This is a genomic window from Synechococcus sp. SYN20 (assembly GCF_014279555.1).
Lineage (GTDB): Bacteria > Cyanobacteriota > Cyanobacteriia > PCC-6307 > Cyanobiaceae > Synechococcus_C.
This window is the reverse complement of record NZ_CP047959.1, coordinates 175,417-190,925: the sequence shown is the minus strand read 5'-3', so window position 1 is coordinate 190,925 and position 15,509 is coordinate 175,417. Positions and strand designations below refer to the sequence as shown.

Below are 15,509 nucleotides of genomic sequence, written 5' to 3'. Positions count from 1 at the left end.
CGAAGACGCAAATTAGTACTTACCACCGCTGGAATAGTACTCACATTAGCGACTGTTAATCTTGCTTCCGAGCGAATATTCCGGCCTGTCTATCAAGGTAATTTTAAGCTGCTGATTAGCGACCCCTTTAGCAACCAAAGGGGGAATAGAGGAGGTGGAAGCACTGGATCCTCAGCATTCGAAGAATTAGCCCGCAATACTACAAACAATGACATTCCTACATTAATTGAGCTACTACGCAGTCCGCTTCTCCTCAAACCCGTTGCCGATCAGCTCAACATCTCTGCCAGGGGTTTGGCTGGACGGATTTCGATTCAACAAGGAGGCGATTCCCGCAGGCGATTTGCTTCCACAGAAACTCTTCAGGTAAGCCTCACAGGCCGCAATCCAGCTGAAACTGAGCAACTCTTAAAGGCCCTAAGCAGTACCTATCTTCAAGCTGCCCAGCAACAACGACAGAAACGACTTGAAGATGGGTTGAATTTTCTGAACAAACAGGCTCCGGAACTGGAAGCTCGAAGCAATGCTCTCCAAGACGAGCTTGCCAGCTTCCGAATCCGCAACAATTTGCTCGAACCCTTGGAAGAAGGTTCCGCACTGAAAGAGCAAGAATTCACTCTGAATCAACAACTCCTGGGGTTGGAGACGGAAAGAAATCGCCTCAAATCCGTACGCACTGAAATCAACAACGGCACGTTGAGCATCCGTGGGTTTCAAGACGCAATCGGCCCCTCAGGCGCGAGTCAATCTGGGGGTACAGGAGGTGGGCTCAGCATCAGCGATCCTGATCAAGGGCTACTTGAGCAGCTAGCGCAAGTAGAAAATGAACTCGCCGAAGCTCGTGCCAAATTCAACCCTAATTCTTCGATGGTAACTAGTTTAGAAGAGAGGCTCAACCAACTCAAGCCTCTTCTTCGAAGCAATCAGCTTGATGCTGTGAATTTGGCTTTAAGCCTTAATGCACAACGCCTATTATCAGCTCAGGCACAGCAGAAAACTCTAAATGATCGATTTCTGAAAAAACCAGAACTGATTAATCAATACAGCAAGCTTCAAGGTCGCCTCAAAATCGCGGAATTAAATTTATCTGGCCTCGTCAATGCGCGAGAAACCTTACAACTCGAGTTAGCTCAAAGTGCTGCGCCCTGGAGAGTGATTTCTCCTCCAATTGTGAGTCGCACACCGATCAAACCATCACTACCCCGAGGGTTTTTACAGGGAAGCATGCTTGCGTTGGCGGCTGGAGTGGGTGCTGGTTTACTGCGTGATCGGCTTGATCACGTCTTTCATCAGCCTGTGGACGTGAAAGACGATCTCAACTTGCCGTTACTCGGCCATGTCCCCCATGTGTCCTTCTTTCAAGGAGTCCGCGAAGATAAACGCTTCCTGCTCCAAGAGCTTGATCAATCGGTGCAAGCCACAAACAGCAACCCCATAGACGCAGACATTAATAACAATGCACCCTTCGAAAGCAATGACAATCGGCGTGAAAAGCGCTATCAGCGCTTTTTCTATCAAGAGGCCTTTCGCAATCTCTACACCTCGATTCGCTTCCTCAATGCTGAAAGCCCCCTCAGGGCAATTGCTCTTACAACCTCTCTACCGGCTGAGGGCAAATCCTTAGTCAATGTGCTTTTAGCAAAAACTCTTTCGGAACTCGGTCAGCGGGTGTTGTTGGTTGACGCCGACTTACGCAAACCTCAAATGCACAGGAGGCTCGGCCTCAACAATCTTTCCGGACTGTCCAACCTTCTTGCCGAAGGAGATCAAGGCTGGCGCGATGTGGTGCAAACCGTGCCCGGCTACAGCAATTGGAGCGTGATCACAGCTGGGCGACGGCCGCCTGATCCAACCAGGCTGTTGAGTTCACAGAGGATGAGTGATCTGGTGCAAGAACTCGCAAACGGTCAAAACTTCGATCTAGTGCTCTTCGACACACCTCCCGTGCTGGGTCTCGCCGATGCCTCTCTGGTAGCGGAGCACTGCGACGGTTTGATGTTGCTTGTCAGCCTCAACCGAGTGGACCGCAACTTGCCGAAAGAATCAATGAACCGGCTTCTCTCCAGCGGAGTACCTCTACTGGGTGTCGTGACCAATGCAATCAAAGAAGACAAAAGCGCTAGCGGTGCGGGCTATGGCAAATACGGCTATGGCAAGTACGGCTATGGCAAGTACGGCTATGGCAGTTCGGGGTACGCCGGCTACAACACCTATTCCGCAGCGGTGTACGCCCACTACGCCAATGCAACCGACGATTCAGATCAAGAACAGTCGCCAAGCGAGCAACAGCTCCAACGTGTGCGCCAGCGCCTTGCCACACCTCCGTCATGGAGGCATCGTTGGATCGCACGAAGCAAGCGATGGATACGTTGGATCGATAGCTAATGACAAATTTCTCCCGTTTCAGCATCGACTGGGTGCTCGTCAACGAACTCGCCATCGGCCCAGCCCCTCGTGCTGATCGCCACCTCACCCGCCTTGAAGACGCAGGCATCCAGGCCGTCTTGAGCCTTTGCAGCCACGATGAAGCGTTACCGCCACCATCTCTGAGTCAACGTTTCGCCTGCCGCAGGCTGGTGTTACCCGATCACCGCAGCGGTCGTAGCCCTGTGATCAACGAACTGCTCCAAGCACTTGACTTACTTGCTGAGCTGGAGGGCACCTATGGACCGGTCTTTGTGCACTGTGTTGCCGCCATGGAACGGTCACCCTTGGTCTGCATGGCATGGCTGATACAACAGCATCGCCTAAACCCCACCCGAGCTCTTGATTATCTGATGCAGGTGCACTCAGGCACAAATCCTCTACCTTCTCAGCTCGCCTTGCTGCAGTCCCCCCTGTTGCAACCCCGTCTTACGCATCACATAGCGGGAGCTGCTTGATGCCATTGCTCTGGAGCCCGCCCTTACCTCTCCCTCCCTTACCGCCGCCGCCTCGGATCATTAGCGTCCCTTTGCGTCAGCCGCAAATCCACAGGGATGTAGCAGCACACGGTCCCCGTTGGGAGTTGCTTCCCCACCCTGTTTTGCCAGTCATCGCCGCTTCTCCTGGCCCGGTCATACAGCCGCTGTCTGCCGAACAAGTGCAGGCCGTGGTGAACAGCACGCCCCTCAAGCGCAGTGATTACCTTCCGCTGCTGCGTCTGTCGCCAGCCGTTCCCACCGCCGCGGTGCTTCCACCCCAGCAATGGAGACTTGGTTTCCAGACCCTCTCACCCTTCAAGAGCCAAACGGGCACCGGCAATCAAAATTATGCGGTCAACCTTGATGTAGGTCTCAGCGACAACTTTTTGGTGTCGGGATTTCTAAGCCAAGCGGATGATCCGCTCAATGCATCACTCAATAGCTTTGATGTACAGCCTGCCAACTTCTGGGAAAGCTATGGAGCAGCTGCCCGCTGGCAACTGATTCGCAATCAACAGTGGCAGCTGTCTTTGAATGGCTCAGTAGAAGGCTGGAACGTTGGCAGTGGTGGTGACGATTCGTTTGCCCGCTCGGGTGATGCTGCCAGTCCCAATATCTTCAACGATTCAGGCCGACGGGTGTTCACCCGAAACATTGTCGGATCCCTCAGCTTGCCCATCAGCTTGCAGGCAAGTCCACAGTGGCAAGTCAATTTGGCACCTGGCGTCACCATGCTCCCCAGCACTCAAGGGGCTGGTCAGGGTGGAGCTGGAACGTTCTACGGAACCAACCCCTATATCGGCGGCGGGGTGTTGTTCCAGCCTTTTCCCGAACTGGGGCTCACCGCCGGTATCGCCCAACCCATTGGCGCTGGCACCAACAGCTTCAATGCTGATCTGCAATTCTCGCGCGTGCCGATCTACTCGGCAGGCCTCAACTGGGATCTCAATCCACGTATCGGCCTGCGTGGCCTGCTCACCAATGGCTTTGGCGCCACACCGGCAACGGCCCTGCTCGCCCTGCCCTCTGACAACCGCCTTGGCTACAGCGCCAGCTTTGTCTATACCCCTGATGCACCCGACACTCCCCAAATACCACTCTCGGGTCGGCAGCGCTCCCTTGCCCGCGGTGGCCTCACGGTCAATACCGCTCTCGTCCCTGAAGACGACCACTCCGAGTTCTGGGCAAATGCAGATTCCGGCGGCAATGTGAATGGCTTTTGGGGCTATTCGCTTTCCAACGTCTTTCAACTCTCATTATTTAGTGGTGGCCTTTACAACAATGTGCCCCAAACCACACCCCAGGCCCGTCTCTATGCCAACGATGGGGCTTGGAACTGGCGCATCGGCGGCAAAGCCGTAGCTTTCAGCCCCCTACGCGGAGCTCCCTTCTGGGGAGGCGGTCGCATCACTCTCGGTCGTAATAGCGACATCGTGAACAACACAGGCCAGGGCTATGTATTTGGCGAAACGATGTTCACCTGGGAAGCCTCAGACAGCGTGGCCCTAAATCTCAATCCCAAGTTGGTTCTTAGCGGTGCTGGGAACCTTTGGGCCATGGGTGTTAGCACCAATGTGCAATTAGCCCCACGCTGGCAACTGGTGCCGGAAAGCAACGTCGTCGTCAACAACCTGGCCCAAAGCAACGGCACCCTCGGGCTGCGCTGGCAAACCACCGACAGTTTGGCGCTAGAGGCCTATGGCAGCACCGCCGCCTCAATTCTCGACGTGGGCCAGTTGCTCAGTGCCGAGCAGGTGCGCTTTGGAGGTCGGGTCCTTTTCAGTTTCTGACCGTGCTGTTTTTGCTTTTCACTCTGCAGCCTGTCGAACCGCCTCCCCTTAAACCCGCGCTGCAACGCGTTCAAGCCAGCGGCCGGGTCCGGTTGGTGCGTCGTGGCGAACAAGCCACCCTCACCATGCAGGTGCCGGTGCCAGTTGAGCGAGCCTGGGCCGTACTCACCGACTACGCCCGCACCTTCGCGGCGATGCCGGATGTAGCTTCCGTGCAGCTGGTGTCACGCCAAGGTCAGAAGCTACGGCTCCGTCAGGTGCTTCAAGCGCCTTACACCTTCGGGTTAAAAATCAATGTGCTTCTAGAGGGCGAGGAAAACCCTCAGAGCCGCAATCTGCGTTACCGGCTCGTACGCGGCGAGAACATCCTCGCGCTCTCTGGCGAGTGGACGCTCACGCCAGATGCCGGAGGCACCCTGGTGCGTCACACCATTCAGCTACAGCCAGAGATTCCAGGCTTGCTGCAATCCAGTTTCCGCAGCCTCCACGACGCCAGCCTGCGCCAAAGCTTCGAAACGCTGCGTCAGTTGATGCTGGCGCCGTCCTTGAGTGGCAACCGCGTCCCGAGCAACAGCGTGACCACCACCACAATTCCCAGACCACTGAGCGTGAAAGCCAAAGGCTGACCAGCGATGGCCTCAAACGTCGGACTGATGTTGGGCTTGACCAGCCTGTCAGCGAGCAACGACACACCCAAGAAAGCCAGCAGCCGGCTGCTCCACTCGCAGCCGTAGCGCAGCGCAAACACCCGAGCCGGATCCTCCTGCTGCGCCAGGGTGACCCAGGCCTGATGCAGGGCGGCAGTGACCACCGGCAACCCCAAGCTGAACCCAAAAACACCAACGAACCAAAGACCATCCACGGCCACCAGCGCCGGCACTCCGGCCCCAACCAAAATCAGAGCCTGACCCAGTAGCAGCGCGCGGCCGCTCATTCGCCAATGCTGACCTAGCCAGAAGCGCCACAGCAGGAAGCCCCCTCCATAGCCGGCACAACCCAACAAGAGCACAACAGCCATTCGAGCGGCACCCCAACGTTCCGCCACCCAGGCGGGGAACAGGATTTCGCAGCCGGCATACACCCCCATCACCACCGCACTGAGCAACAGGGCCTGCCGCGCCAGCGCACGCCGGCGCCAGAAGCGACGAAGACGCTCCGGAAATGAACGCCAACCAATCGGATCCACAGGAGCAGGGGATGGAAGCCGTTGCAAAATGTCCTCGCTCCAGGGCGCCAACAGCACGCAAACCATCGCCAACAGAAAACTGAGGGCGTCCAAGCCGAGCACACCCATCAGCCCCAGGGCAGACACCAGCCAAGTGCCCAGGAATGGGGCCATCGTTACGACCAGGCCATCAGTGGTCGCAAACAAACCATTGGCCCGAATCAACGCCGGACCATCGGCAATCAAAAGCGGAATCAAACTGGAAAATCGCAACACCAACGTGGCTTCCGCCATCGCCGCTACACCCTGAATCATCAGAATCGGAAGTAGGGACGGCAGCTGGCCCGCCGGGGGCGCCGCCCCCAACAACACCCAAGCCAAGGCCAACGTGCACAGGGCCCCGATGGCATGAGCAAACAACATCACCCGCGCCGGTGGCCAGCGGTTCAAGCGAGAAGCCAGCAGAGGCAGAGCCAGAATTCGGGCGAGCTGCACCACCAACGCCACCAGACCGAAGTCGAGCAACCTGCCCGATTGAGCAAACAGCCAAAGCCCAATGCCGTAGAGGCTGGTCTGCGTCCCCAGATTGGAGATCAACTGACCACACCAGAGGAAGCGAAACAGCACGCTGTTAGGCGGTGCCCCCTTGGCCCCGTTGGCAGACATCGACGATCCGGTTGGCAATGGCACCTTTATTGGAGTCGATCGCGCTGGATCCACACCCGCGAAGGCCTCGTCCGCACGGCATAGTCAACCCCGCGCCAGGAGATCCGGCGCGTCAGCAAGGCTGCCACTGTGGATACCCCATCCACCAACTGCCCTGGCAACAACCCAACACTCCAGCCCAACCAATGGGGGCTGCCTTCCGGCTGCAGCAGTTGTTCAATCCAGCACAGCAGTCCCACGATACCCAGCTCATAGACCAGCGCCGTGATCCAATCTCCCTCAAGCAGCGCAAGCAAGAGCAGCGCTGCACTGCTAATCCCGTGGAGTGCCACCAAGCCCCAGGCCGGATGATGCAAGCGAGCGGTGAGGAGCTGACGGGTGATCCAGCGGCTCAGAGGGAGCAACGGTTGAGCAGGATCCGGATCCACCATGACCAGATCCGGTGCGAACCGGTAGTCCAAGCCAAGCCTTCGTAGCGGACCCAACAGGCCGGTGTCTTCGCACAGGCCCCGGCTGAGCAGCTCCAGCCAATCGCCCGCTTCCACAACTGAGCGGCGCACGCAAAGGCATCCACCCCAAGGGATCTTCCACAGGGTCATTAACACCACAGCACCGGCGTTCCACACCGCTCGCGTCCAGCTGCTCAGATTCAATCCCGACAACCCTGGTGATGGCGGCGCAAACCAGCGGTTGCCGGAAATCGCTCCCACGCCGGGCTGCAAGCAAGCTCGGGCACAGCGCTCCAGACCATCCTCAGCGAAGCGGATATCAGCATCGAGCAGCACCACCAGCCCGCTATCGGAATGAAGACCAGCAAAGGCCTGGCGTAGTGCTGCACATTTCAGCGAGCCCTGGCTCGGACGCTGCTGAAGCGTTCGGCATTGCAGCTCGTTCCAAGCGGTGTCAGTGCGAGCCAGCCAGGGCTGAAGCAGGGGCCAGGCTGGATCAGCAGCACTGTCCACCACCACCTGCAGCCGCCAAGGGCCTGGGTAGGTCTGGCGAGCAAGCCCTTCTAACAGCCGTGGCAGGCAGGAATCCGCCCCCCTCAGGCAAAGCACCACCTCCAAAGGCAACCATCCCTCCTCGGGCTCCGCTGGCAACTGGTGAGTCCCTCGCCGCAAGTCGCTTAAGCGACGGGAAAACAGAGTGACGAGCAGGATCTGCAGAAGCAGGAGTCCAAACAGAAGCGCGGTTGCAGGCAAGCTCAAACCCCAGCGCTCTGCTGAAGCAGCACCGATGCCCAGGGACCAATCAATTGAGGCCAATCAGGGCAGCGCACCCCCTGTTCAGCCAGCAACTCGGTGGTGGAAGCACAACTGGGTCGAGCCCGCTGACCCCGGCAGTTGCTCTCTGGGTAGGTCAGACCATCCTCTCCCCAGCGTTGCCGCAGGAAAGGAAGCAGGGGCTGAAGCGGATTGGCCAAGCTCTGTTCGATCTCCGAGATCCAGTCCTGCATCGGCACAATCCGCCAGCCGCTCTGGGCATCGGTGATTTGACCCAGCAAGGCATTAAGCATCATCGGCTCAGGGTGCTGCAAGTGGAAACTGCGACCCTTTGCAGACTGGCTCCAAGCCAATGCAGTGATCGCATCAGCCACGTAATCCACAGGCACCACATCAAGCTCCCAGGCCAGATCAGGCGAGGCCCCTAGGGCCAAACAACCCTGCAGCAAGCGCTGCAGGAGATCACCTTGGTGCCAAGAGCTGCCATTGGAAGGACCGGCAATCAGCGGTGGGCGGTAGATCGTGACGGGTAGTCCGGCTTCCCCTGCCCTCCGCACCATCCGGTCCGTGACCCATTTCGTCTGGGAATAGCCGAGTTGAATACCGGTACAAGCCTCCAGCGGATCGTGCTCAGCGATCACCTGGTCGCGATAAGCATCCGCCTCAAACACAGCAACGCTTGAAATCAACTCAAAACGCAGTGGTGAACCTGCGGTGGCCAAATGGAGCAGCTCTCGAGTTCCTCCCACATTGGCCGCTGCCAGTTGGGCGTAACTGGCCATCTGACTGAGCTGGGCACCGTTATGAAGGATTCCGCCCAACCCCTGGCCTAAATCAGCGAATTGATCAGGGTCCAATCCCAGCCGCGGCTGGGAAAGATCCCCAAGCACCACCTCCAACCGCTCCGACCAGGCCGGGTTCCAGAGCCCATAACGACGAAGATTCAGCTCCAACTTCTCCGATCCCTGTTGCCTGGAGCCAGCTCGCACGAGACAACGCAGCCGCAGCTCCGGCCAACGCTCAAGTTGCCCTGCCAAGAGATAAGCGCCAAGAAAGCCACTCGCCCCGGTGAGCAAGACCTGCTCACTTGGCGCCTCCACCGCCGGCAGATTTGGCCTGCTCCACCCCTCCGGCAACTCAGCTTCCTGATCCAAATTCAGCGCCATCCGATCTGAAGACTGCCCATCCGTGCTCAAGCGCTCGAGTGCCAGGGCTGCCAGATCATCAAGACAGGGCGCATCGCTGAGGGCAGCCAGATCGAGGCGCCATCCCAAGGCCTCCTGCACCACCGCTGCAAACTCTGCCGCCATCAGCGAATCGAGCCCAAGATCAAACAAACTGGTGTGGGGGTCGAGCTGGGCAGATGGCTCCTCCATCACTCCCGCCAAAAGCTCTTGCAGCGTGGCCAACAGCCAGGGCCGCCGCTGCCCCATCGGCAAGGCTTCGAGTTGAGCTCGCACTTGCGCTTCCGAACGTCCAGAAGCCTCCGGCAACAGTGCTTGAAACCAGGCCGCCTGACGAGGGAGCGCCTGGCTCACCAGCCGCGGCCAGTCGGCCGCCATCACGGTGACCACCCCGCTACGTCCGCGCTGCAGGAGGCGTTCCAGAGCCTCAAACGCCTCACTGTCTTGCAAAGGCTTGAGGCCTACGGCTTCAAAACGCTTCTCCAGTCCAGCCGCCATGCCCGTTCCGCCCCAAGGGCCCCACTGGATCGCAAGCCGCAATGGCCCGTCTGGCTGTTCAGCATGCTCAGCGCACATGCAATTCGCCTCAAGCGCTGCGTTGGCAGCTCCATACACCAGCTGCCCCGGGGAACCAACCCCAGCGGCAAGCGAAGAAAACACAAGCTGGAAATCCAACTGCAACCAAGCCTCCGGCTGCCGTTGTTGCACTTGCTGGAGCTTCTCGCCAACACCCCATTTCGCCGAGAGGACTGTCTCCAGGCCCAGCGCATCAATCGCCTCGATGGGTTGGTCCCAAAGCGTTCCCGCCGCATGGATGACGCCCCTCAGCGGCTGGTTGTTCGGCAGCACATCCAGGGCCTGGGGGAGATCCGCCCAAGTCAGGGCCTCCACGTCAATCCCCTGAGCACGAAGGATTTGCAGCTGTTGCTCTGCAGCGCTGTCGGGCTGAGGCAGCTGACGACCCACGAGCAACAGGGCGCGAGCCCCCTGCTCCACCAACCAGCGCTGCAGCCGAAGACCGAGCCCCCCAAAGGCACCAACAATGAAATAGGTGCCGTCGGAACGAATGCGGCACGGGGGCGCCTGTGTGGGCAAGGTGATCACCAACTTGCCCACATGCCGGCCCTGGGCCATCAACCGAAAGGCGTCTTTGCACTGGGCCAATGGGAAAGCGGAGGTCGGCAAAGCCTTCACTCGCTCCTGCTGGACCGCCTCAACCAGAGCCAGCAGTCGCTGTCGCAAGGGCTGGGGATCCCTTGCCGCCAACTCGAGCAGATCAAAGCGATGGTAGGTCACATCTGGGCGCCGCTCCCGCACCTGTTGATCACTCCAGACCTCCAGCTTGCCGAGCTCTACAAACCGCCCCCCCTCTGCGAGAGCACGGAAACTGGCATCCACCCATTCTCCCTTCAGGCTGTTGAGCACCACATCAACGCCACGACCTCCGGTGTGCTCCAGCACCTGATCCGCGAATGCGGTGGAGCGAGAATCGAAGACGGCATCCACCCCCTGCTCCAATAGGGCAGCCTGCTTAGCCGCACTCGCTGTGGCCAAGATGCGAGCACCGCAGCGCAAGGCCACTTGCAATGCAGCTTGCCCAACCCCACCGGCGGCAGCGTGAATGAGCACGGTCTCCCCCGACTGAAGATGAGCAAGCTGCTCAAGTCCGTGTTCGGCGGTGAGATAGGCCGTCGACAGGCTTGCACCCAAAACTGGATCCAAGGACTCAGGCCAGGGAACGCACAGGTCGGCTCGACAGGTGACATGGCTCGCCAAGCTCCCCAGGGTGAGCGCCGCCAACATCCTGGTTCCCAGTAAGCAAGGATCGGTCCCCGGGCCCACAGCCACCACGCGGCCGACCGCTTCTCCCCCGAACGGCAGCTGGGCATCAGCCCTCAGCCCCAACGACTGGTTATGGGTCTGCAGCAGACCGAGAGCATTTAAGACATCGCGGAAATTGAGCCCGGTGGCCTCCACTGCTATTTCCAGCTCGCCTGGAAGAAGCCGAGCGAGGGGCAGGGGCGCCTGCACCAGCCCCTCCAATCTGCCGCTGCCATCCGCCAAGACCCGAAACCGATCGGCATCAATCGGATGCAAACAGCGGGTTTCAATCCGGTCTTCTCCACACCAGCGCAGCTCAGCGTCACCGCCCGTCGCCGCTAGCAACCGTTGCCATTGAGGCGATGACAAGGGCTCACCCTTCAGGGTGATCGTGCTGCAACGCCAGGCCGGACAATCCTGAGCCAGGCAGCGGACCGCCGCCTGCACGGCTCCCACGACCGGAGAGGAGAGATGCGGCAACAGCACAAACAGCTGACGCGGACGTTGCAGCGGCAGCGCCTGCAGCGTCTGCACGAGTGCGGGCACCAACGTGGCGGGATCAGCAGACTCGTCCATCACGATGGGGGCAATCGCTTGCTGGTCGCACCAGGCCTGGACCGTTTCGGGGATCTCTCCCAAAGCAATCAAACTGATCGGCTCCGCTGCCACCGCGCTCCACTCGGACAGCGCTCCGGCCGGCAGCGCAGACCAACCATCCTGCAAAAGCCTCGCCACCGGTAAGGCAGGGGCCACAGGAACCATGAGATCGAGCATGGTGCGCGACAGCGCTCGCAACTGCAGACCTCGAATCGAACCGATCGGAGCACCCACACTGTCGAGCAAGTCCAGATCCGCCACCCGATGGCCTCTCGCTTCGGCGCTTTCCTGCTCAGTGCTCGACTCCCGCAGCTGCAGCCGGCAGCGCAATGCATCCGGCAGGGGCCAGCATCCAAAGTGAACGGATTCCACCCCAGTGGGTAGCAGCAACTGAGCTGCAGCCGGCTCCTGAGCGATCACGGCCGCAACCAGCTGAAAACAACCATCGATCAGGCAACGATCCGCAGCCCCCTCCGGCCGCGTGAGCATGGCTTCAGCGCAAAGCCCATCAACCCAGAACTCACGAATAGGCCGATACGTCTGTCCATAGCTGAGCCCTAACTGCTGCAGGGCGCCGTACAAGGCTTCCGGCGTTTGCCTTTCAACCTCTGAGTTCGGCATCAATCCCTTGTCTGGCAACCAGGGCGCCTCAGCAGCGTCTACAGCCAGCTGCGCTTGACCATGCAAATGCCAGTCACTGGAATCATCACCAGAAACAGGGCGACTATGCAGCGAGAGCTCCTGTCCGTGAACGAGCGCTTGCAGTCGTACCGGTCCGTCATGAAGCCAGAGGGGCCTTTCCAATTGAATAGCGCCCAACTGCAGCGCCTGCTTCCGCGACCGCAGCCAGTCGAGAACCAACGCCAGATAACTTGCCGCTGCAAACACGGGCTGACCACCAAGCCGGTGATGCTTCAGGTCTGGAACACAGTCAGCGTCCAGCTCCACGCTCAAATGCTGCGACGCTCCTGGCAAATCCAGGCGTTGCAGCCGCAACGCTGCCTGAGCTTTTGGCGCAGGGCTTGTCAAACCAAGGTGATCCAACCAGAGACTGGCTTTGGCATCCTTTGGCGCCGTCTCCATTGAGCTCCACCAGAAGCGAGAGCGGAGAAAGGGGTGTCCAGGCGGTTGCACCCAGCACCAGTCAGCGCCCTGATGCCATTTGGACCAAGACATTGGAGCTCCTGATGCCAATGCCTCCACCAGCTCCTCGAGCCTTCGCCGACCGGAGGCACCCGGAGACAGCATTTTGAATTGAAGATTCTGCAAAGACGCTGGTAGAGCGGCTGGTCCCTTGGATGGCACCTCTCCAGACCAGGCAGCAGCACCCTGACCAAGCAATTGATTCAGCAACTCCTGGCGGCTCCTCACAATGAGGGCAAGGGCATGCGAGAACTGCGACCTTCTCAAATGCGTGCTGGCGCAAAGATCAGCGATCTCCACCTCGGGATTGGCCTCCAGCCATTCCGCGTAATCCTTACGAAGGACGGCAAGCGCTTCGGGGGAGCGAGCACTCAGCCAGAGCAGCTGCAAGGCAGGAGCCACAGAGGCGGAGGATGTTGCGCCGTCTCCATCAATCTCAGGGGAAGCGCTGAGAACGGCATGAGCATTGGTCCCTCCAAAGCCAAAGGAGCTAACGCTGGCGACAAGCTCTTGATCCTCCGCAGAGAACGGCATCAGCGCATCCGACACCTTGAGTCCAAGCCCTTGAAGGTCGACGCTGGGGTTGGGGCGGCTGTAATGCAAGCTTGCCGGGATTTGGCGACGCTTGAGGCAGAGCACCGTCTTGATCAGGCCCGTAATCCCTGCAGCGGTCTCACCATGGCCGAGGTTGCTCTTCACAGATCCCACAAGGCAAGGCTTCGCCGCTGATCGCCCAGCTCCGAGCACGGCACCCAAGGCGCGCAGTTCGATGGGATCGCCCTGACGGGTCCCCGTGCCATGGGCTTCCACATATTGCGCTGTCGCAGGCGACAGCCCAGCAGCGGTATAGGCGGCCTGCACACAAGCCATCTGTGCCTTCTGGCTAGGCGCCGCAATCCCCTGACTGCGACCATCGGAATTCACCGCCGTGCCACGAATCACCGCCTCAATCGAATCACCGTCGCGCAGAGCTGCCCCCAACGGCTTGAGGAAAACAGCACCGGCGCCTTCGGAACGCACGTAGCCATCCGCCTCAGCATCAAAACTGCGGCAGCGCCCTGATGGCGACAGCAACCCCGCCTTACAGAAGCTCATCTGGATGCCGGGATGGATTAAGGCCTGCACACCACCAGCGAGTGCAAGCTCGGACTCGCCGCGGCGCAGACTCTCGCAGGCCAGATGCACCGCAACCAACGAGGAAGAGCAAGCGGTATCCACCGTGAAGCTCGGGCCTTTGAAATCGAAGGCGTAGGAAATACGGTTCGCGGCGATGCAACCGGTGTTGCCGGTAAGGATGAAGGGCTCGTTGTCGGGCGTGAGGTAATGCGCTTCCGAGGCCCATAACAATGCGCTGTAGTCGGCACTGGAGATGCCCATAAACACACCCACAGGGCGGCCACGAAGCTGTTCGATCGGCTGACCGGCCCCCTCAATCGCACGCCAGCACACCTCCAGAAGCAGGCGCTGCTGAGGATCCATGCACTGCGCTTCCCGGCCACTAATCCCAAAAAAGCCCGGATCAAACCGATCGATCCCTTCCACCAGTCCGGCGCGGCGCACGTGCTGGTGAAGCGGGCGACGCGGGTCCGGATCGTGATGGCGTTGTGGATCCCAACGTTCAGGAGGGATCTCCCCGATCACGTCTCGCCCCTCAACCAAAAGATTCCAAAAATCGTCAGAGCTCTCGACACCACCAGGCAGCCGGCAGCCCATGCCGATGACCGCAATCGGCTCCTGCTGATTGGGCTTGTCCGGACGCTTTAATCCCGTCATCCCTTTGCGGAGTCTCCATCCAAAAGAAGCGAACGAATCGCCTCGCGATCAGCAATAAGCCGATGATTAGAAACCCGCTCTTTGAGTGTCTGATAGTGCTCTGGTTGATCCAACCAGCTGCGACACAAATTCAATAAATCGTGAGGCTTGCGAATGCAGCAATCAATCTGACGCGCCTTGAAGTAACGACGGGCCAAGAGCTCTTGTGGCATGGTCGTGCCGAAGCCGTTGAAAATCAGCACACAGCCTGCTGCCAAGGCTTCCGTGGCCGTGCGCGCTCCGGGTCTCGCCACCATCGCCCAGGATTGCTTGTAAAGGCTTGCCATCTCAGCAGGCCCTTGAAAACCCAATGGCTTGAAGGACAACTGAGGGTGCTGCTCAGCCCATTGCCGAAGTTGATCCAGAGCAGCCTGCCGGCGACCACATAAAGCAACGACACGCAGCCTGCCTGACAGGGGCAGCAACACCTCGAGCAAGCGAATGTGATTATTGGCACCATTTGCACCTGCCCCTAGAACCAATAACGGCAACGGATCAGGACTCATGTCAGGTTCCGGCTGGGCGAGCTCCTCCTCAAAAGCTGGATCAAACAAAGGTCCCAAGGCCGGAGCTGGGATCCGTTTGTAGCCCCTACGACGGACATCGGCGCTCACCTCGGGGGTCAGTGTCCAAAAAGCATCCGCGCTCCTTGTGAGCCAATTGCGACTGAACCCAAAGCCACCATCAAGCTCGGTGCAACAAGTCATGCAGCGCATGTTGGGACAAACACGCCGAGCTAAATCAAAATGGCCGCGGTTGATATGGGGATGGGTAGAAATCAGCAGATCAGGCTGAAGCCTGCGCAACAGCTTGATCACATAGAAACGACCAGCAAGCAAGGTACCGGGCTTGGTTACGTCCTCGAACTCGACCACACGCCAATAGATCTGATGCATCCAGGGGCCATGGCGTTGGATCCAGTTGTATAAAGCGACTCCGGCTCGCGTAAACACACTCGCATTCTCGAGCACGTGCTCAACCCAAACCTCCCCACCTGGATCCCAGCGTTTCAGCCAGGCCTCGATCGCATAAGCCGCAGCGTCGTGAGCCGTACCGCCACTGGAGGTGAAGATCAAAACCCTCATCCACCAACGATCTCATAAAGAGAGATCATCTGATAGCAGTTTTAAACTCAGTTCAGGCAACCCATCACGATTGTCTTATCACAACTTACGCCCGGAACAAATACAAATGGCTTCGAAAAG

General features: G+C 59.1%; 8 protein-coding genes. 4 read left to right on the top strand and 4 right to left on the bottom strand.

The genetic code is table 11. The features are described 5' to 3' along the window. Positions 1 to 294 precede the first annotated feature (294 nt). The 4 genes from SynSYN20_RS00890 to SynSYN20_RS00875 are packed head-to-tail and all read left to right on the top strand — an operon-like array spanning position 295 to position 5,319. On the top strand, positions 295 to 2,385 hold the full coding sequence (locus tag SynSYN20_RS00890; protein ID WP_255476310.1) for a polysaccharide biosynthesis tyrosine autokinase: 2,091 nt from the start codon (positions 295 to 297) through the stop codon (positions 2,383 to 2,385). Further along, on the top strand, positions 2,385 to 2,882 hold the full coding sequence (locus tag SynSYN20_RS00885) for a dual specificity protein phosphatase family protein (RefSeq protein WP_186524357.1): 498 nt from the start codon (positions 2,385 to 2,387) through the stop codon (positions 2,880 to 2,882). The genes SynSYN20_RS00890 and SynSYN20_RS00885 overlap by 1 nt, the downstream gene beginning before the upstream one ends. Beyond that, positions 2,882 to 4,693, top strand: coding sequence for a hypothetical protein (locus SynSYN20_RS00880; RefSeq protein WP_186524356.1), 1,812 nt, complete (start codon positions 2,882 to 2,884; stop codon positions 4,691 to 4,693). The genes SynSYN20_RS00885 and SynSYN20_RS00880 overlap by 1 nt, the downstream gene beginning before the upstream one ends. Before the next feature lie 2 nt (positions 4,694 to 4,695). After that, positions 4,696 to 5,319, top strand: coding sequence for an SRPBCC family protein (locus SynSYN20_RS00875; RefSeq protein ID WP_186524355.1), 624 nt, complete (start codon positions 4,696 to 4,698; stop codon positions 5,317 to 5,319). On the opposite strand, the gene SynSYN20_RS00870 is transcribed toward SynSYN20_RS00875, so the two are convergent. The 4 genes from SynSYN20_RS00870 to SynSYN20_RS00855 are packed head-to-tail and all read right to left on the bottom strand — an operon-like array spanning position 5,217 to position 15,389. Next, the gene (locus tag SynSYN20_RS00870) at positions 5,217 to 6,524 is read right to left on the bottom strand and encodes an MFS transporter (RefSeq protein ID WP_222929739.1); all 1,308 of its coding nucleotides are present in this window, start codon (positions 6,522 to 6,524) and stop codon (positions 5,217 to 5,219) included. The genes SynSYN20_RS00875 and SynSYN20_RS00870 overlap by 103 nt on opposite strands. A gap of 26 nt (positions 6,525 to 6,550) precedes the next feature. Further along, a complete protein-coding gene (locus tag SynSYN20_RS00865) occupies positions 6,551 to 7,789 on the bottom strand; it encodes a glycosyltransferase family 2 protein (protein ID WP_186524353.1) in 1,239 nt (412 codons plus the stop codon). Next, positions 7,729 to 14,265, bottom strand: a complete 6,537-nt coding sequence (locus tag SynSYN20_RS00860) for a thioester reductase domain-containing protein (RefSeq protein ID WP_186524352.1) — start codon at positions 14,263 to 14,265, stop codon at positions 7,729 to 7,731. The genes SynSYN20_RS00865 and SynSYN20_RS00860 overlap by 61 nt, the downstream gene beginning before the upstream one ends. Then, a complete protein-coding gene (locus SynSYN20_RS00855) occupies positions 14,262 to 15,389 on the bottom strand; it encodes a hypothetical protein (RefSeq protein WP_186524351.1) in 1,128 nt (375 codons plus the stop codon). The genes SynSYN20_RS00860 and SynSYN20_RS00855 overlap by 4 nt, the downstream gene beginning before the upstream one ends. Positions 15,390 to 15,509: the final 120 nt, after the last annotated feature.

What these genes read in the sequence shown, in the direction of transcription:
- SynSYN20_RS00870 (WP_222929739.1), bottom strand. Translation starts at nt 6,524, where the DNA reads ATGTCTGCCAACGGGGCCAAGGGGGCACCGCCTAACAGCGTGCTGTTT.
- SynSYN20_RS00880 (WP_186524356.1), top strand. Translation starts at nt 2,882, where the DNA reads ATGCCATTGCTCTGGAGCCCGCCCTTACCTCTCCCTCCCTTACCGCCG.
- SynSYN20_RS00855 (WP_186524351.1), bottom strand. Translation starts at nt 15,389, where the DNA reads ATGAGGGTTTTGATCTTCACCTCCAGTGGCGGTACGGCTCACGACGCT.
- SynSYN20_RS00885 (WP_186524357.1), top strand. Translation starts at nt 2,385, where the DNA reads ATGACAAATTTCTCCCGTTTCAGCATCGACTGGGTGCTCGTCAACGAA.
- SynSYN20_RS00860 (WP_186524352.1), bottom strand. Translation starts at nt 14,265, where the DNA reads ATGACGGGATTAAAGCGTCCGGACAAGCCCAATCAGCAGGAGCCGATT.